The sequence below is a fragment of the Acidovorax sp. BLS4 genome, from assembly GCF_032929295.1.
In the GTDB taxonomy this organism is placed as follows: Bacteria; Pseudomonadota; Gammaproteobacteria; order Burkholderiales; family Burkholderiaceae_C; genus Paracidovorax.
This window is the reverse complement of the sequence record NZ_CP136797.1, coordinates 4,231,901-4,248,866: the sequence shown is the minus strand read 5'-3', so window position 1 is coordinate 4,248,866 and position 16,966 is coordinate 4,231,901. Positions and strand designations below refer to the sequence as shown.

General features: G+C 69.9%; 18 protein-coding genes. 6 read left to right on the top strand and 12 right to left on the bottom strand.

Annotation, left to right across the window (positions count from 1 at the left end; genetic code table 11):
- Nucleotides 1-17: 17 nt before the first annotated feature.
- The 6 genes from R1Z03_RS19550 to R1Z03_RS19525 all read right to left on the bottom strand — a co-directional run bounded on the left by R1Z03_RS19550 (nucleotide 18) and on the right by R1Z03_RS19525 (nucleotide 4,041).
- Nucleotides 18-695, bottom strand: a complete 678-nt coding sequence (locus R1Z03_RS19550; RefSeq protein ID WP_284427850.1) for an alpha/beta hydrolase — start codon at nucleotides 693-695, stop codon at nucleotides 18-20.
- Nucleotides 696-776: 81 nt separating this feature from the next.
- Nucleotides 777-1,619 (bottom strand): class III extradiol ring-cleavage dioxygenase, encoded by an 843-nt coding sequence (locus R1Z03_RS19545; RefSeq protein WP_317354182.1) that lies wholly within the window; start codon nucleotides 1,617-1,619, stop codon nucleotides 777-779.
- Nucleotides 1,620-1,738: 119 nt separating this feature from the next.
- Nucleotides 1,739-2,158, bottom strand: a complete 420-nt coding sequence (gene arfB, locus R1Z03_RS19540) for an alternative ribosome rescue aminoacyl-tRNA hydrolase ArfB (RefSeq protein WP_272564004.1) — start codon at nucleotides 2,156-2,158, stop codon at nucleotides 1,739-1,741.
- On the bottom strand, nucleotides 2,155-3,099 hold the full coding sequence (locus tag R1Z03_RS19535; protein WP_372588173.1) for an alpha/beta fold hydrolase: 945 nt from the start codon (nucleotides 3,097-3,099) through the stop codon (nucleotides 2,155-2,157). Before R1Z03_RS19535 ends, arfB begins: the two co-directional genes overlap by 4 nt.
- Nucleotides 3,093-3,536 (bottom strand): type II 3-dehydroquinate dehydratase, encoded by a 444-nt coding sequence (gene aroQ, locus R1Z03_RS19530; RefSeq protein WP_272564006.1) that lies wholly within the window; start codon nucleotides 3,534-3,536, stop codon nucleotides 3,093-3,095. Before aroQ ends, R1Z03_RS19535 begins: the two co-directional genes overlap by 7 nt.
- Before the next feature lie 136 nt (nucleotides 3,537-3,672).
- The gene (locus tag R1Z03_RS19525) at nucleotides 3,673-4,041 is read right to left on the bottom strand and encodes a hypothetical protein (RefSeq protein WP_284428763.1); all 369 of its coding nucleotides are present in this window, start codon (nucleotides 4,039-4,041) and stop codon (nucleotides 3,673-3,675) included.
- Between the two features lie 166 nt (nucleotides 4,042-4,207).
- On the opposite strand from R1Z03_RS19525, the gene R1Z03_RS19520 reads away from it, so the two are divergent.
- The 3 genes from R1Z03_RS19520 (at nucleotide 4,208) to R1Z03_RS19510 (ending at nucleotide 7,543) form a co-directional block, all read left to right on the top strand.
- Nucleotides 4,208-6,019 (top strand): glutamine--tRNA ligase/YqeY domain fusion protein, encoded by a 1,812-nt coding sequence (locus tag R1Z03_RS19520; protein ID WP_272564008.1) that lies wholly within the window; start codon nucleotides 4,208-4,210, stop codon nucleotides 6,017-6,019.
- Nucleotides 6,020-6,141: 122 nt separating this feature from the next.
- Entirely contained in the window at nucleotides 6,142-6,474 is a 333-nt protein-coding gene (locus tag R1Z03_RS19515; protein ID WP_317354175.1) for a DUF2322 family protein, read from the top strand.
- A 172-nt stretch (nucleotides 6,475-6,646) separates the two neighbouring features.
- Entirely contained in the window at nucleotides 6,647-7,543 is an 897-nt protein-coding gene (locus R1Z03_RS19510; RefSeq protein WP_317354172.1) for an alpha/beta hydrolase, read from the top strand.
- Nucleotides 7,544-7,586: 43 nt separating this feature from the next.
- Here R1Z03_RS19510 and R1Z03_RS19505 read toward each other — a convergent pair whose 3' ends face one another.
- The 6 genes from R1Z03_RS19505 to R1Z03_RS19480 form a co-directional block, all read right to left on the bottom strand.
- The gene (locus R1Z03_RS19505; RefSeq protein ID WP_317354170.1) at nucleotides 7,587-8,135 is read right to left on the bottom strand and encodes a hypothetical protein; all 549 of its coding nucleotides are present in this window, start codon (nucleotides 8,133-8,135) and stop codon (nucleotides 7,587-7,589) included.
- Between the two features lie 90 nt (nucleotides 8,136-8,225).
- Nucleotides 8,226-9,677 carry a hypothetical protein gene (locus tag R1Z03_RS19500; RefSeq protein WP_317354167.1) on the bottom strand — a complete coding sequence of 484 codons (1,452 nt, stop codon included), beginning with the start codon at nucleotides 9,675-9,677 and terminating at the stop codon, nucleotides 8,226-8,228.
- Complete coding sequence (locus R1Z03_RS19495; RefSeq protein ID WP_317354164.1) at nucleotides 9,674-10,861, bottom strand: DUF58 domain-containing protein; 1,188 nt, start codon at nucleotides 10,859-10,861, stop codon at nucleotides 9,674-9,676. The genes R1Z03_RS19500 and R1Z03_RS19495 overlap by 4 nt, the downstream gene beginning before the upstream one ends.
- A 10-nt stretch (nucleotides 10,862-10,871) precedes the next feature.
- Nucleotides 10,872-11,834 (bottom strand): MoxR family ATPase, encoded by a 963-nt coding sequence (locus tag R1Z03_RS19490; RefSeq protein WP_317354162.1) that lies wholly within the window; start codon nucleotides 11,832-11,834, stop codon nucleotides 10,872-10,874.
- 216 nt (nucleotides 11,835-12,050) lie between these two features.
- A complete protein-coding gene (locus tag R1Z03_RS19485) occupies nucleotides 12,051-13,334 on the bottom strand; it encodes a phospholipase D-like domain-containing protein (protein WP_317354159.1) in 1,284 nt (427 codons plus the stop codon).
- Nucleotides 13,335-13,454: 120 nt separating this feature from the next.
- Nucleotides 13,455-14,684, bottom strand: coding sequence for a diguanylate cyclase (locus R1Z03_RS19480; RefSeq protein ID WP_317354156.1), 1,230 nt, complete (start codon nucleotides 14,682-14,684; stop codon nucleotides 13,455-13,457).
- A gap of 286 nt (nucleotides 14,685-14,970) precedes the next feature.
- Here R1Z03_RS19480 and R1Z03_RS19475 point away from each other — a divergent pair, with 286 nt between their 5' ends.
- The 3 genes from R1Z03_RS19475 (at nucleotide 14,971) to R1Z03_RS19465 (ending at nucleotide 16,961) form a co-directional block, all read left to right on the top strand.
- Nucleotides 14,971-15,897: a peptidoglycan DD-metalloendopeptidase family protein gene (locus R1Z03_RS19475; RefSeq protein WP_317354153.1), complete on the top strand. Its 927-nt coding sequence runs from the start codon at nucleotides 14,971-14,973 to the stop codon at nucleotides 15,895-15,897.
- Nucleotides 15,898-16,009: 112 nt separating this feature from the next.
- Nucleotides 16,010-16,198 (top strand): hypothetical protein, encoded by a 189-nt coding sequence (locus tag R1Z03_RS19470; RefSeq protein ID WP_272564016.1) that lies wholly within the window; start codon nucleotides 16,010-16,012, stop codon nucleotides 16,196-16,198.
- An 82-nt stretch (nucleotides 16,199-16,280) separates the two neighbouring features.
- Entirely contained in the window at nucleotides 16,281-16,961 is a 681-nt protein-coding gene (locus tag R1Z03_RS19465) for a pseudouridine synthase (protein ID WP_372588172.1), read from the top strand.
- The last annotated feature ends 5 nt before the right edge of the window (nucleotides 16,962-16,966 follow it).

The window sequence follows — 16,966 nt, the reverse complement described above, 5'->3', positions numbered from 1 at the left end:
GCCCATCGGTCAGCCGCTCAGCGCGCGGCCTGCGGCTGCGGGTGCTGCAGTCCGCCCAGCCATCCCATGGCATCGGTCAGTTCGGCCTGCCGGATCTCGTGCGCTCCGGGGTATTCGCGGTAGGTCAGGTCCAGCGACAGCCCCCGGGCATGGTCGCGGATGGCGTGGGCCTGGGCCAGGGGAATCACGTTGTCCTGCACGCCATGGCTCACCCAGAGCGGCTTGCCGCGCAGGCTCTCGGCCGCGGCGGCGAACGGCATCGCCTGGGGCAGCAGCCGGCTGTGCCACACCATGGCGGCGTGCAGCAGCTCCGGCCGGGTGAACAGCAGGGACAAGGCCATGATGCCGCCCTGGCTGAAACCGCCCACCACCACCCGCTCGGGGGGCACGCCCAGTTGCAGCGCGGCGGCCTCCACCGTGAGCGCCACCAGCGAGCGGCTGGCCGCCTCCTGCGGCTCATGGATGGAACGGCTGCCATCGGGCAGCACGGAAAATTCGAACCACGCATGGGAGCCGGGCCCCATGGCATGCGGCGCGCGCAGGCTCACGACATGGAAATGCGGGGGAACGTAGGGGGCCAGGCCGAACAGGTCGCCCTCGTTGCTGCCCACGCCGTGCATGAGAACGAGCAGCCAGGGAGAGGTGGTGTGGGCCGCGGCGGGGCGGTTCAGGAAGGGAAGCGGCAGATCAAGCATCGATGGGTGCCCTGAAAAGGCGTTCAAGGCAGGGATGAAGGGTTGCGAATCGGGGTTGGAGTGGAACGGGGCCCGGGGAGTTCATGCCGCGGACCGCAGGGCGAAGGCGTCCATGGCCAGGGCGCCATAGCGGACCTCCCGGCTCAGGTAGTGCGCCTGCGCCTCGGGGCCAGCGGCGCCCAGGGCGAAAAACAAGGGCAGGAAATGGTCTTCGCTGGGGTGGGCGCGCTCGGCATGCGGGGCCTGCCGCCGGTAGTCCAGCAGCGCGGGCCAGTCGCGCCGCTGCACGGCGTCTTCGATCCAGCGGCTGAATTCGGTCACATAGGGCAAGGGCTCGTTGGCGCCGCCAAAGAACTCGGCCAGGTTGTGCGTCATGCTGCCGGAGCCCACCACCAGCACGCCTTCGCTGCGCAGGCCCTGCAACGCGGCGCCCATGGCGTAGACCTCGGCAGGCCCGGCGCTGGACGGCAGGGCCACCTGCACCACGGGCAGCCGGGCGTCGGGAAACAGGTGCATCAGCGGCACCCAGGCGCCATGGTCGAAGGGCCGCTCCGCATCGCCTTCGGCCGCGATGCCGGCCGCACGCAGGCGCGCCAGCACCGTTTCGGCCAGGGCCGGGGCGCCTGCGGCCGGGTAGCGCAAGGCATACAGGGCCGGCGGAAATCCACCGAAATCGTGCCACGTGGCGGGCTGCGGCCCGGTCATCACTTTTGGCGATCGCGGCATCCAGTGCGGCGACATGACCACCACCCCGCGAAGGTGCGGAAAGCGCGCCTGGACCTCCTGGCCCCAGCGGGTGAGGGCCGGGCCGGTTTCGCCGGCGTCCACCGCGAACAGCGGGGCGCCATGGGAGAGATACAGCGCGGGGAGTTCGGCATTCCTGCCGCTGTCGGTGGGTGCGCGGGCCCGTTCCAGATCGGACATGAAGATTCCTCGGTTGCCGACAGATGGGGTCGGTGGCGGCGGTTCCAACCCCCGCGGCGATCGGCGCAGCCTGTGCCGCCACGGGCCAGCGAACGCTCTCCGGGACGCCCCACGCCTTTTCAGTCTCGCACCGGGCCGCGCAGCGCCTTGATGCCCGAGCGCACGCTTTTGGATTCCAGGCGGCGCTGCTTGGAGCCATAGGTCGGCTTGGTGGCCCGGCGGGTGCGCGGCGGCTGCGCCACGCTGGCCACCAGGGCCTGCAGGCGCTGGAGTCCATCGAGGCGGTTGGCTTCCTGGCTGCGGTACTGTTGGGCCTTGATGACCAGCACGCCCTCCTGCGTGATCCGGCTGTCGCGCAGCGCGAGCAGGCGCTCCTTCACGCCGTCGGGCAACGAAGACGCTGCGATATCGAAGCGCAGGTGCACTGCGCTGGACACCTTGTTGACGTTCTGCCCGCCAGCGCCCTGTGCCCGCATGGCGGTGATCTCCACCTCACGCTCGTCCACCTGGGGCACGAAGGCCGCCGGCGGCGCGGTCATCGGCCGGCCGCCAGGGATACGGCAGCCGGCTGCGCCCCGTCCGCCAGCGCGGCCAGCAACGCGGCCATGAAGGGCCGGGGCTGTTCGAACTGCACCCAGTGGCCGGCCTCGGGGATGAAGACCAGGCCGCGGAAGTCCGGCACCACCGCCCGGAACGCCGCCTCGAGCTCCACGATCCAGCGCTTGTAGAGGGCATCGTTGCGGCCATAGATGGCGTGCACCGGGCAGGTCACCCGGGGCAGCGAGCGCGCCAGGATGTCGGTGTGCGCCAGCCGGCGGCGCGGCATGCGGTCGCGCACCACGTTGGCCACGTGCAGACCCAGCGCCAGGCCTTCGATGAGCGCCGGGTCCTGCAGCATCAGCACGGCCAGGTTGTGGCGGTGCACCTGCGCCTGCTGGTCCGCGGGCAGGTGCCGCCAGGCTTTCAGTTCGAACTGGCGGTGCGGCACCACGCCCATGGCCGGCGCGCCCACGATGACCAGTTGCCGGGCCAGCTCGGGGTGGTCGGCCAGCAGCAGGCCCGCCACCATGCCGCCGAAAGAGAACCCCACCAGATCGCAGGGCTGCGGCCCCCACAGCGCGCGCATGCCCTCGCACAGCGGCTCGACCAGCGCGTCGGCATCGGCGCCAGCGGGGGGCAGAGCGGACTCCCCGAAACCGGGCAGATCCGGAACCCAGACCTGGTGGCCCGCCGCGACCAGGTCTTCGATGTTGCGCACCCAGTGGGTCCAGCTGCCGCTGCCGCCGTGCAGCAGCACCAGCGGCGGCTGCCCGGGCACGGCCGGGCCCCAGGCGTGCCACACCAGATCGCCGTCGCCGCAAGGCGTGGCGTGCCGCGTGGCCAGCGCCTGCAGGCGCCGCACTTCGGGCGGGGTGCCATCGGGCGCCGCGGCCCCGGCAGATCCGGGGTGGGCCACTGGGGCGGTGGGCACCGTCACCATCCCGCCAGGCCGTCGATGGCCAGCGGATAGCCCTGCACGCCGAACCCGCACATCACCGCGCGCGCCACGCCGGACAGATAGGAATGGTGGCGGAAGGCTTCGCGGGCATGCACGTTGCTGATGTGCAACTCCACCAGCGGCACGCCCGTGCCCTTGACGGCATCCAGCAGTGCCACGCTGGTGTGGGTGTAGGCCGCGGCATTCAGCACCACGCCGGCCAGTTCGCCAGCACCGTGGAGGCGGCCGGCCTCATGGATCCAGTCCACCAAGTCGCCCTCATGGTTGCTCTGGCGGAACTGCAGCGCAAACCCGTGGCGCTCGCACGCCTGGGCGCACAGCCGCTCTACGTCGGCCAGCGTGTGCACGCCGTACACCGAGGGCTCGCGCGTGCCGAGCAGGTTCAGATTGGGTCCGTTGAGGACAAAGACGGTTTTCACAGGGCCAGCACTCCAGGCAAGGCGTCGCCGCCAGTCGGCGAACGCGAACAGGGCGAATTATGCGTGGCGCTCCCAAAGAAAACGGCCCCGAGGGGCCGTTGGGACTGCATGAGCAGCCAGGGGACAGCGATGGGTTTCAGCGACCGTAGTAGCCCCGGTCCCGTCCGTGCCAGTGGCGGCCGCCGCCGTAGTACCCGTAGGGGGCGACCACCACCGGAGGCGGGGGCGCGTAGTACACCGGCCGTGGCGGCGGGTAGTAGACGGGCGGGGGTGCGTAGACCACCGGGGGCGGGCCGTAGTAGACGGGACGGGGCGGCGGGTAGTAGGCCGGCGGTGCCACCACGACGGGGTAGCCACCGCCTCCGACACCGACCGCCACGCCGGGCGCCCCGATGCCCACAGACCAGGAAATATCGCGTGCCTGGGCGGCACCGGTGCCCGCCAGGAGGGCGAGCGCCACGCCGGCGGTGGCGGCCATGGCTGAGAGAGAGCGGCTGTTCGTCATGGAAATCTCCTTTGGATGGGAGCCCCGCCATCGCGGGACGCCCGTGGATGCTCAACGCATCACATGTCCGAAAGGATGGCACAAACCGCCTGCAATGTTGTTTCTGGACGTAGCGCGCTGTGTTTCACCCGGTAACGCCCCCGGCACCGCCGCCTAGAATGCCGCCATGAGTTCCCCAGCCCCCCTCGACCCCTCCTCCAACGCCGCGGCCAAGCCCAGCAATTTTCTTCGCCAGATCATAGAGAGCGATCTCGCCAAGGGCACGCATGCCCAGGCGCGCTGGGGCGGCACGCCCGGCGATGCGGCCCACCATGCCGGCGGGCAGCCCGACCCGGCGAAGATCCGCACGCGTTTCCCCCCCGAACCCAACGGCTACCTGCACGTCGGCCATGCCAAGAGCATCTGCCTGAATTTCGGACTGGCCGCCGACTACGGCGGCGTGTGCCACCTGCGCTTCGACGACACCAACCCGGAGAAGGAAGACCAGGAGTACGTGGACGCCATCATCGACGCCGTGCATTGGCTCGGCTTCGACTGGAAGGCCAGCGGCGACGGCGCCGACCACCTGTACTACGCCAGCAACTATTTCGACTTCATGTACCGCGCGGCCGAGTACCTGATCGAAAACGGCAAGGCCTACGTGGACGAGCAGACCCCCGACGAGATGCGCGCCAACCGTGGCGACTTCGGCAAACCCGGCGTGGACAGCCCCTTTCGCAGCCGCACCGTGGCCGAAAACCTCGCGCGCTTTCGCGAAATGCGCGAGGGCAAGCTGCCCGACGGCGCCGCCGTGCTGCGCGCGAAGATTGACATGGCCTCGCCCAACATCAACCTGCGCGACCCGGCCATCTACCGCATCAAGCACGCCGAGCACCACAACACCGGCAACCAGTGGTGCATCTACCCGATGTACACCTTCGCCCACCCCATCGAGGACGCGCTGGAGCACATCACCCACAGCATCTGCACGCTGGAATTCGAAGACCAGCGCCCCTTCTACGACTGGCTCATGGACCGTCTGGTGGAAGGCGGCCTCATCGCCGCGCCGCAGCCGCGCCAGTACGAGTTCGCGCGCCTGAACCTCACCTACGTGGTCACCAGCAAGCGCAAGCTCAAGCACCTGGTGGACAACGGCATCGTGACCGGCTGGGACGATCCCCGCATGCCCACCATCGTCGGCCTGCGCCGCCGTGGCTACACGCCCGAATCGATCCGCCTGTTCTGCGAACGCATCGGCGTGACCAAGGACTACAGCTGGATCGACTACAGCACGCTGGAAGGCTGCCTGCGCGAAGACCTGGAAGCCAAGGCCCACCGTGGCATGGCGGTGCTCAACCCCGTCAAGCTGGTGCTGACCAACTGGGACGAGGTGATGGGTGCCGGCCACCTGGAGCCCTGCAGCCTGCCCGCCCTGCCCCACCCGCCCGAGGGCACCGAATCGCCCCTGCGCCATTTCACGATCGGCAAGGCGGTGTGGATCGAGCGCGAAGACTTCGAGGAAGTGCCCCCCAAGGGATACAAGCGCCTGTTCCCCGGCAACAAGGTGCGCCTCAAGGGCGGCTACGTGATCGAATGCACGGGCTGCAACAAGGACGCCGATGGCCGGATCACCGAAGTGCTGGCCACCGTGGTGCCCGACACCAAGAGCGGCACCCCCGGCGCCGACACCGTGAAGGTGAAGGCCGCCATCACCTGGGTGGGCGTGGCCGATGGCGTGAAGGCGGAGGTGCGCATGTACGACCGGCTCTTCACCGATGCGCAGCCCGATGCCGGCGGGAAAGACTTCCTCACGCTGCTGAACCCGGACAGCCTGAAGGTCGTGACGGCCATTGTGGAGCCCTCACTGGCCAACGCCCGACCGGGCGACCAGTTCCAGTTCGAGCGGCACGGGTACTTCGTGGCGGACAGCAAGGACCACGCGGCAGGCAAGCCGGTGTTCAATCTGGCCGTGGGCCTGAAGGACTCCTGGGGCAAGTAAGCCAACGCAACAGCCGGCCCGGACAACGGCGGCCGTCGCCGTCGCGGGCCGGTCCCGTTATCCAACGATGGAAGTCCCTGGCCATCCAGCGCCAGGGACGCATACCACTCCCGATTTCGAGAATGAACTTTTCCTCGCGCCTTCAACAACTCCCATCCGTTGCCGACCTCTCTGCCCTGCACCTGCTGGACCCGGACGGACAGGTCATCGCCACGCTGGAAAACAAGCCCGGACAAGCAGGCTCCCTGGCGGTCTACAACGCGTTGTCCACCTTGTACGGCGGCACCATCACGCCCGCAGCGGCCAGCCTGGGCCTGGAGTGGTACGCAGAGCACACGGCCGATGCACACGCCCACCCCGGCAAGCACCCCAACATCGACCGTCTGGTGGCCTGGGCGTCCGGCACGGCCAGCTACCGTGCACAGCGGGTACCAGCGCTCCCGGCCGCCGCCTGACATCCGCGGGCAAGGCCGGTTCGGAAGCATCGCGATTTCGGCAGTGACACCCGCTCCATGGCGGCGTCATCTCTGACGGCCACGGCGCTGGCGCGCCAACCATAATCCGCCCGGCACCGGCCTGTCGCCTGTGTCCCGGCCCGATCGCCGGACCACCCACTTGGAGGCGCGATTGAAACACCCTCACCGTTCATGGGCCCGCGCGGCATGGCAAGTCACCGGCATCCTGGCCTTGGCCGCGTGGCTGACCGGTTGCTCCGCGGTCGGCACGCTCAATGCGCTCACGGCCAAGGACAGCCATACCGTCCAGGCCGGCGTGGCCTACGGCACGCTGCCGCGCCAGCAACTGGACATCTACCGGCCGAAAACGACGGCGCCAGCGGCCGGCTGGCCGGTCGCGGTGTTCTTCTATGGCGGCTCCTGGAACAGCGGCGAGCGCGGCGACTACCTGTTCCTGGGCGAAGCGCTCGCGGCACGGGGCGTTCTGACGATGGTGGCCGACTACCGCCTCTACCCCGAGGTGCGCTACCCCGAATTCCTGCAGGACAGCGCACTGGCCGTGGCCTATGGCCTGGACCATGCGGCGCAGTGGGGTGGCGACCCGAAACGGGTGTTCGCCATGGGCCACAGTGCCGGCGGCTACAACGCGGCGATGCTGGCGCTGGACCCGCGCTGGCTGCAGCCCACGGGCCACACGCCGAACGAGCTTGCCGGCTGGATCGGCCTGGCGGGGCCGTACGACTTCTTTCCCACCGACAACCCGCAAGCGCAGCCGGTGTTTTTCCACCCGAACTACCCGCCCAAGGCCCAGCCCATCGAGTTCGCACACCCTGGTGCGCCGCGCACCTTTCTGGCGGCCCCGGTCAACGACCGGCTCGTGAGCCCGGAGCGCAGCACCCAGCAGATGGCGCAGAAGCTGCAGGCCGCTGGCGTGCCGGTCACGCTGAAGTCGTATCCCCGCGCCAGCCATACCACGCTCATCGGCGCATTCGCGTGGCCGCTGCGCTGGGTCGCGCCGGTGGTGGACGATGTGGAGGCGTTCATCCAGTCGACGCCGCCAGCGAGATAAAACAGGGCGGCCCTCACGGGGCATGCACCCGTTCGCACGCGCCTCAGCGCCCCGTCCACAGGATGACGTTCCATTCCAGCGGATTGAAGCTGCGGTCCCGGTTGAAGTCCACATAGCCGTTGGGCATGTTCCAGCGCAGCACCGGGCCGCCCCAGGCGGAGACCTTGCCTGCCTGGCGGGGCGTGCCATAGGCCGCATTGAAACGGTCGATCCAGGCGCCGTGCACCCACCAGGGCACGTGCACCATGGTTCGCACCAAGTGACCCTCCCGGAAGAAATTGGCCAGGGTCAGGGCGCCGTGGCCGTCCGCCTGGCTGACGGTCGCGTAGCAAACGCGATCGCCCAGGCTGTCCGCGCCCGGGGCTTGGCCCACACAGCGCAAAGGCACGCCGGCGAAGTGCTGCTTGAGCGCGGCTTCGTCCATGGTGGACGACAGCTCGGCCAGGCGCAGCGTCACGGACGGCGAGGTCTCGCGGAAATAGCGGCCGTACACGTCCATTCGGTCGCGGTTGGTGAACACCATCAGCGCCAGCAGCACCAGAAAAATCAGCACCACTCCCTTGAGCCACTGGGGCACGGTCTTTTCAGTCATTCGGTTGCTTCCTCGTATTTTTGACGGGGATGGCACGCCCCCCGGCCGGTTCCGACCCGATCAACGCCCACCCCGGTTGAGCGACCGGCATCAACGTCCCAGCTCGGGCATCGCACCCATCAGAAGGTCGCAGGTGCCCTGCACCGCCTGCCGCATGTGCAGCGCGCGCTGGCGGGTGGCCGGAACGCCACCGAAGCGCGTGGCGCAATAGCTCTCCAAGGCATAGCCCAGCCATTGACGGGCCATAGGCGCCGCACCCTCGAGGGACGACCAATGCTCGCGCACCGATTGGCCCGGCAGGGGTGGATGGCGACGAACCCGCAGGCACCAGGTCATGGCCCGGGCAGACAGCCACATCGATTGCGCGGGAAACGGCCGGGCCAGGAGCCAGGACACGCTCAGTGCGGCCGCAAGCCCAATCCGATAACGGTAGCGGAACAGCAGCACGGCGGCCAGAAAAAGCGCCACGCAGAGCAACAGGTCGAGGAGACTGAGCCGTCGGGCCGCGCCAGTGGTCGCTGGGGATTCCAGCGTGCCTGCGCCCTCGCCCGCCCCGGTCCCCGCACCGCCCGCCGGTCGTGTCGTGCCATGGGTGCTGGCCAGTCGATCCAACCACCCCTGGGCGACACCGACCGCCCCCTGGATGACACTGCGCTGCCACTGCGGCACGGAACGGTCGCGCGCCGCCTCGCGCATGTGGTCCAACATACGGCCCCACTGCTGTGCCAAACCTCCTGGCTGTGGCGTGACGCCCCCCTGGGAACCGCCCTGTGCCGGCCCCGCACCGCCGCCATCCGGCCGGCTGCTTTGGCCAGCCGCCCCTCCCGCGTCGCCCGCCGGTTTATCGAACAGGCCGGGCACGTCGGCGCCGGGCGGCAAAAAGCCGAAGCCCAGTACGGGTGGCCGGGGCGCAAAAAGAAAGAGCATCGACGCCAGCAGGAACGACAGCCCCACGAAGCCGATCGCCATCGACAGTTTGGTGGCGCGCGAAATGGCCACGCCCTCCGCGTGCAGCCATGCGAGCGCGAGGGCCCCGAACAGCCAGGCCGGCCCCAGATAGAACCAGAGGCTCCAGTCGGCGTTGTAGTGCGTCGCCACCATGAAGCTCACGGCGAAGACGACCGTGAGGGTGAGGTAGAAATCGCGCCGGGTTCGCATCGTGGCAGCGCGGGCTCCCATGACGATGAGCAGGGCCACGCACACCCATCGGGGAAAGGCGTACAGCGCCACGCCAGGAAACAGCGCAAGGACGAACCCGAGCAAGCCCAGCACACGCCACTGGGTTCTGCCTGCGCCTTCGGGCCGCTTCAGATGGATCGCGCCCGCACCGAAGCCAAGCAAGGCCCACACCAGCCACAGCAGGCTTTCGAAGCCGAATCCCCTGAATCTGCGGTCCAGGTACGAAAACGCAAACGCGATGAAAAGATAGCTCAATCCCGCGAACACGATCACGCCACGGCTCTGAAGCGCGGGCGAAGGTGCCGGTGCGGAAGGCCTGCGGGCGGCGATGGGCAGGGCCCATGGGGTGTCACCGGGCGTCACGTTGCGACCTCCATGAAAGTGGCACACCCTGCGCTGGCGGCGGTCCGACACAGTTGCGCGGCCGCGGTGGTTTGCGCGGTCGTGCCGGCGCGTCCGAGGGCGATGCAGACCACCACGGCGCAATCCAGGCCGCTCCATTCGGCCAGCGCCGACTGCAACGCCATGACCGGCAGATCGCAGGGGATCACCAACGCCACCTGCTCCCCGGCAGCGGCGTCGTTCGCCGCGCGGGCGCTGGCCCAGCGCAAACCGTCTTCGCCGGCAGGCAAGGCTGCGGCCAGCGCACGGCGTGCCAAGGCAGCATCCTGCACCGGCGACAGGTCGGCACTCCCATAGAGGAACAACTGCGCACCGTGGGCCGCAGCCGCGTCGCACACGCCAACCGCCAGGCGAATGGTCTGCTCACCCGCGCTGTCCGCATTCCCCAAGGCCGGCAGCGAAGGGGCATGCACCACCACGCGCAAGCGGATGGCACCGGTTTGCTGAAAGTGCTGGATCACCAGTTCACCAGCGCGGGCCGACGCGCGCCAGTTCACGCGGCCCACGGCATCTCCGTGCTGGTATGCGCGCATTGCGCCCAATTCGAACGACGCCCCCCTTTGCCGCAAGGTCAACTCGCCACGCGGGTCGGCCGCCACGCTCCATGGCAGCGGCCAGTGCACCGGTTGCGCACGCGGCAGCACATGCAGGGCGATGTCCGGGCACTGCATGCTGTGGCGTGCGTGGACCAATCCCAGAGGAAAGCCGCTGGACAGGCGCACCGCCACCAGCCGGTAATGTCCGCGGCACGGAAAGCGCACCACGCCAGCCAGCGCCGTTCCTGATGCAGGCGCGCTTTTCCGCGCTCGGACGATCGGCAAGGTCTGGCGCAGCACCACGCGTTGCGAAGCCCACTCCCACTCGGTTTCGATCTCGACCAAAAAGGCGGGCCAACGGGCACGCCGCTCCACCACGATGTTCAGATCGCATGCGGTGCCTTCGTTCACCTCGGTGCCGGCAGCGGTCTGCAGCCGCACGGTGGTGGTGCGCAATGAAAGCCAAGGCACCACGAACCCCAGCACGGTCACGGTCGCGAGAAAAAGGAACATGCCGTAGACCATGGGGTCGCGGCGATTGAGCGCTGCGGCGAGCAGCACCCCGCACAGCGCGAGCAACACCCGCGACCTGGAAAGCCAGCGCTCCATGCCCTGCGCCCTACACCGGCGTGCGCTGCGACAGCAGGATGTCCTGGATCAGGTCGGCCGCCGGCTTGGGCTGCGCGCCCTGTGTCTGCACGATGATGCGGTGGGCCAGCACAGGCACTGCCGCTTCGCGCACGACGGCCGGGTCCACATAGGAACGCCCCCGGATGCAACTGAGCGCCCGCGCCATGCGCGCCAGGCCCAGCGTGCCCCGCGGGCTGGCGCCGAACCGGATCGCCGGATGCCTGCGGGTGCCCGACACGATCGCGGTGATGAACTGGGCCACCTCCGGCGTGATCGACACGTTGCGCGCACCGGCCACCAGTTGCTCGAACTGCCCGGCGCCGCAAACCGGCTGCAGGCGTTGGATGGGGTGGGAAAACTGCTGGCTCGTGATGAGCCCGGCCTCGGTGTCGCTGTCGGGATAGCCCAGCGACAGGCGGATCAGAAACCGGTCGAGCTGGGCCTCCGGCAGGGGGTAGGTGCCCGCCATGTCGATGGGGTTCTGCGTGGCCAGCACGGCGAAGGGCGCAGGCAGCGGCAGGGTCTGCCCGTCCAGGGTGATCTGCCCTTCCTCCATGCATTCCAGCAGCGCCGATTGGGCGCGGGGATTCGCACGGTTGATTTCATCGGCCAGCACGATGTTGGCAAACACCGGGCCGGGGCGCAGCATGAAGCTGCCATCCTTGGGGTTGTAGACCGGTCCGCCCACGATGTCGGACGGCATCAGGTCCGCCGTGAACTGGATGCGCTTGAACGACAGCCCCACCGACACCGCCAGTGCGCGCGCCAGCATCGTCTTGCCCAGCCCTGGCACGTCTTCGATCAGAAGATGCCCGCCGGCCATGATCGCGGCCAAGGCCAGCTCGATCTGGGGGCGCTTGCCCTCCAGCACCTTCTCTACGTTTTGAACGATGGCCTGCGCAAGCTGCGCGCACTGCGACGTAGTGCCTGCCGATACGGTTGTGGAGCTCAATTTTCCCGCCCTGATGCAAAGAAGTCAGGGCGCTGACGCACGCGTCCCGCCCTCTCGGAGCATGGAATGTAAGCGGAAAAGCGTGGGCCGGCCGGGAGCCGGTGGACGCGCCATGCAAGGCTGGCGCCGCCCTGGAATTCGCCACCCGAGACGGCACCCGCCTTCGGCCAACGCGCCGTGAGAGGCTGGGGCAGGTGCCCCGCCGGCCACCGCGGATCAGAGCTGCGAGCCGAGCAGCGACGCCATCCGCTCGGCCAGCTTCTCCTTCATCGGCCGATCCAGCCAGTCCTGATGGGTCACCCGCCGCGACCTTTTCAGGTCGTCTTCGAACACGGCCGTCTGGCGTTGCGCGAATGGTGCGTCGTACACGTTCAGGTTGGCCTCGTCGTTCAACCGGAACGAGCGGTTGTCGAAGTTGGTGGAGCCCACCGACACCATGAGCTGGTCCACGATCATGACCTTGCAGTGGTACATGGTGGGCTCGTACTCGTAGATCTCGGCGCCGGCCTGCAGCAGTTCGCCCCAGGTGGCGCGGGAGGCGGCCTTGACGGTTTCGGTGTCGGTGTGCTCGCCGGGCGTGATGAGCCGGATGCGCACGCCGCGCGCCAGGGCGTCCAGCATCAGCTGCCGGGTCAGGTCGTCGGGCACGAAATACGCCACCGACAGGTCCAGGCTGCGCTCGGACGAGGTGATGGCCAGGTGGTACATGAGCTGCATGCTCTCGCTGCCGCTGGAGGGGGAGCTGGAGAACATCTGCGCCTTCTGCGTGCCGCTCTGGGCGATGGCGGGAAAGTACGCCTCGCCATGCATCACCTTGCCCGTGACCTTGAGCCAGTTGTCCAGGAAGGTGGCCTGCATCTGCGCGACCGCCGGGCCCTTGACCTGGTAGTGCGAATCGCGCCAGTGGTCGGGGTCCTGCGCGTTGCCGGTCCATGCGGGTGCGATGCCCACCCCGCCGGTGAAGCCCACCAGTCCGTCGGTGACGAGCAGCTTGCGGTGGGTGCGGTTGTTCAGGCGGGCCAGGTTGTACCAGTGGGGTTTGTGGAATTTCTCGACCTCCACGCCGGCCGCCTTCATCTCGGTGAAGTAGCTCTCGTCCATCTTGGAGCTGCCCACCCAGTCCAGCAGCACATGCACCTTCACGCCGGCACGGGCGCGCTCGCTCAGGGCATCGGCGAACTGCTTGCCGATGTCGCCGGACCAGTAGATGTAGGTTTCGAAGGTGACGCTTTTCTGCGCGGCCCGGATGGCGGCCAGCATGGGCGGAAAGATCTGGTCGCCGTTGAGCAGTTCCACCACCTCGTTGCCGCTGGTGATGCCCGGGCCCAGCAGGCTGCCCATGGCGCGTTCGTACTGCGGGTGGGCGGTGGTGTACAGGCGCGGGATCTGGTGCTGCACTTTCTTCTCGCCGGCGGTGAAGTTCAGCGCGAACAGCACGATGGCGGTGGTGGCCACGAAGGTGAGTGCTACGGTGAGCAGGGTGCGGCCTGTTTTTTTCATGTGCGCGATTGTGGGTGGGCGCCGGCTGCGCCCTTGTAAGCCCACGCCTCCAACTCGGCCAGGGCACGGGGCCGTGGCAGCGCGCTGCGCGGGGGCGTGCGTGCCGCCGGCCTGCGGCGGTCAGCCGGCTTCGAAGCGGTTGCGGCCGTTGTGCTTGGCGCGGTAGAGCGCCTTGTCGGCCCGCTCCACGGTGGCGGCGTGGGGCTCGCCGGGCACGCGCTCGGCCACGCCAGCGGAGAACGTCACCGCCAGGCCCGGGGCCAGCGCCTCGAAGCCGCCGCGCTCCATCTGGCCGCGCAGCCGCTCCAGCACGCGCATCGCACCGCTTTGGCCGGTGCCGGGCATGAGCAGCAGGAACTCTTCCCCGCCCCAGCGCGAGAGCACGTCGCGCCCGCGCACGCCGGCCTGGGCGATCTCGGCGAAGCGCTGCAGCACAGCGTCGCCCACCGCATGCCCGTGCGTGTCGTTCACCTGCTTGAAGTGGTCGATGTCCATCATGGCCATGGCCATCGGCGCCGTGGCGGGCTCGCCCGGCCGGCCGTCCTGCGGGTGCACCGCGGCGCCCACCGTCCAGTGCAGGGTGAGCAGGTCGCCCATGGCGCGCCGGTTGAGCAGGCCGGTCAGCGCATCGTGCTCGGCGAGTTTGCGGCTCAGCTCCAGCGCCTCGGTGAGGGTGGCCTTCTGCCGGGCCAGGCGGCTGCGCAGGCGGCCGATGCGGATGGCCAGCGCGGCCACCGCCGTCACCACGATGAGCGAGAAGGCCCAGTGGATGACCTCCACGCGCGGGTCGTAGCGCGGCGACTCGCCCGACGTGCGCCACAGCATGACCCCGGTCACGAGCACCAGCCAGTACGCCATGAGCACGCGCGTCTGCCCCGCCCGCAGCTGGAACATGCCGCCCAGCAGGAACAGCGGTGCCAGCAGGCCCAGCAGCGCACCGCGCGCGGGCCCGGTGATGGCATAGGCCCAGCCGAGCGCCGTGGCCGCCAGCACCGACTGCAGCATGGAGAGCGACGGATCGTGCGGCGCCAGCCGCCGGCCCTGGCCGCTGCGCACGAGCAGGCAGCAGACGAAGCTGGTGCCCAGCGCGAAGGCGGTCAGCGGATAGGCCTGCCTGGCGTCCACCAGCCCCAGCATCACCTCGGCCTGCTGCACCAGGGCGATCAGGCACAGCAGGCCGAACGCCAGCAGGCACTGCGACATGCGGATGCGCACCTGCTTGCTTTGGCCGAACAGCGCCCGGTCGATCCGGCCCCGCAGGCCCGGGGGCGGTGGCAGGACGCCATCGGCCGCGCGGCGCGCCGGCGATCCGCCGGGCGGTGGGGAATGGGGGCGGGCGGCAGGCGGCATGGCGCAATTCAGGAGCCGAAGGGGCGAAGGCCGGAGGGCAGCGCCTGCGCCGGTGACGGCGGTGCCAGCGGACCCGGCCAAGGGCCCGCGGCAACCGGATGGAAGGGCGAAAACGGGCATGCGCGGCGCATGCAGGGCATCGTACCGGGGCCGGCGCCGCCCGGCGGCCCTGGCGTGGCCAAGGCAGGGTATCTCCCGAGCCGTCCGCGCATGCCAGGGCTTGGCGCGCGCGGGCGCAGGCGCCGTCGCTAAACTGCCGGCTTCCCCTCTTCCCTTCGCCCGCGCCATGGCAGACCACCGCACTCCCCCCTCCCTTTCTCTGCAGGCCAGCCGGCGCACCGCCCTCGTGGCCACGCTGGGCCTGCTGGCCTGGCAGGGCCCCGTCCAAGCGGCCAAGCCCCGGGCCAGCGCGCATTCGCCAGCGCCGTCCGTCTGGCCCCGTGCATCGCAAGTGCCCGGCGGCGTGGCGCGCCTGTCGCTGGGGCCGGCGGCCACGCGGCCGGTGGCGCACGTGGACGAAGGCGCGGGCGACGTGCCGGTGCTCGTGCTGGGCGATGCGATCGAGTGGACGGCCATCGTCGGCATCCCGCTGGCGGCCCAGGCGGGGGCCGCCGGGATCGTGGTGCGGGGTTCGGCCACCGAGGGCGATGCAGCGCGCAAGGTGCCCTACACCATCGCGCCCAAGAAGTACCGCGAGCAGCGCCTGAGCGTCGCGCCGCGCACCGTGGACCTCTCCGCCGAGGACAACGCCCGCTTCGAGCGCGAGCGCGAACACCAGCGGCAGGTGACGGCGGCGTTTTCCACACCGCTGCCCAAGCCGGCCGACCTGCGCATGCACGTCCCGGTGCCGGGCCCCCGGTCCAGCTCGTTCGGGCTGCGGCGGGTGTTCAACGGGCAATCGCGCAATCCGCACAGCGGCATGGACATCGCCGCAGCCAAGGGCACGGCCATCGTCGCGCCGCTGCCGGGCCGGGTGATCGACACCGGCGAATATTTCTTCAGCGGCGGCACCGTGTGGCTGGACCATGGCGGCGGGCTGCTCACCGTCTATGCCCACCTGAGCGCCATCGACGCCAAGGTCGGCGACCAGTTGCAGACCGGCGACCGCCTGGGCGCGGTGGGCGCCACCGGCCGCGTGACCGGGCCGCACCTGCACTGGGGCGTGATGCTCAACCGCACGATGGTGGACCCGGCGCTCTTCCTGCCCGTCTGAGCCAGACGGGCGTTGCGCCGGGCCGACACGGGCAGGTAAAGAACGGGCCGCTTCGCGGAGCGGGCAGCGACAATTTCCGCCTTCGATCCCCTGGCCTTTTTGGGTGGTTTCCATGCGATCTTTTCTGGGTGCCGCGCTCGCGGCGATGGCGGTGCTGTGCAGCGGCTGCGCCGTGGTGGCCGTGGGCGATGCCGCGGTGACGGTGGTGGCGACCACGGTGAAGGTCGGCGCCACCGTGGTGGGCACGGCGGTGGACGTGGGCGCGGCCGGCGTGCGCGCCGTGGCGGGCGGCAGCGACTGAAAGCCTGCGCGAGCGGCACGCCCTGCTGTAGGGCGTCGGTCACCACGGCGTGGGACGCCCACCGCGCTATGCTTGCCGCCCCATGCCGACCCCGCCCCACTCACCGCGCGCTCCTGGCCCATCGCGCCCATCCCGCCCACTCCGGCCGCCGGCCGTACGCCCCCTCGCCCGATCCCCTGCGGCAGCCACCGCCGCCCCCGGCACGCCCCGCCTCATCCGCTTTCACAAGCCCTACGGCGTGCTGAGCCAGTTCACGCCCGAGGGGCGCTGGCGCGGGCTGCAGGATTTCATCGACCTGCCCGGCGTGTACGTGGCGGGCCGGCTGGACGCCGACAGCGAAGGGCTGCTGCTGCTCACCAGCGACGGCGCGCTGCAGGCGCGCATCGCCGATCCGCGCTTCAAGATGGAAAAGACGTACTGGGTGCAGGTGGAGGGCACACCCGACGAAGCCGCCCTGGCCGCGCTGCGCGACGGCGTGCAGCTGAACGACGGCCCCACCCGCCCGGCCCGGGCACGCCGCCTGGAGCCGCCGCCCGCCGTGTGGGAGCGCGACCCGCCCATTCGCGTGCGCCAGCGCATTCCTACCGCCTGGATCGAACTGGTCATCCGGGAAGGCCGCAACCGCCAGGTGCGGCGCATGACCGCGGCGGTCGGCCTGCCCACCTTGCGGCTGATCCGCGCCGCCATCGGGCCTTATTCGCTGGACGGGCTGGCGCCGGGGACCTGGCAGGCGGCGACGGTGCCCGCAGAGCCTGGGGGATAGCGCAT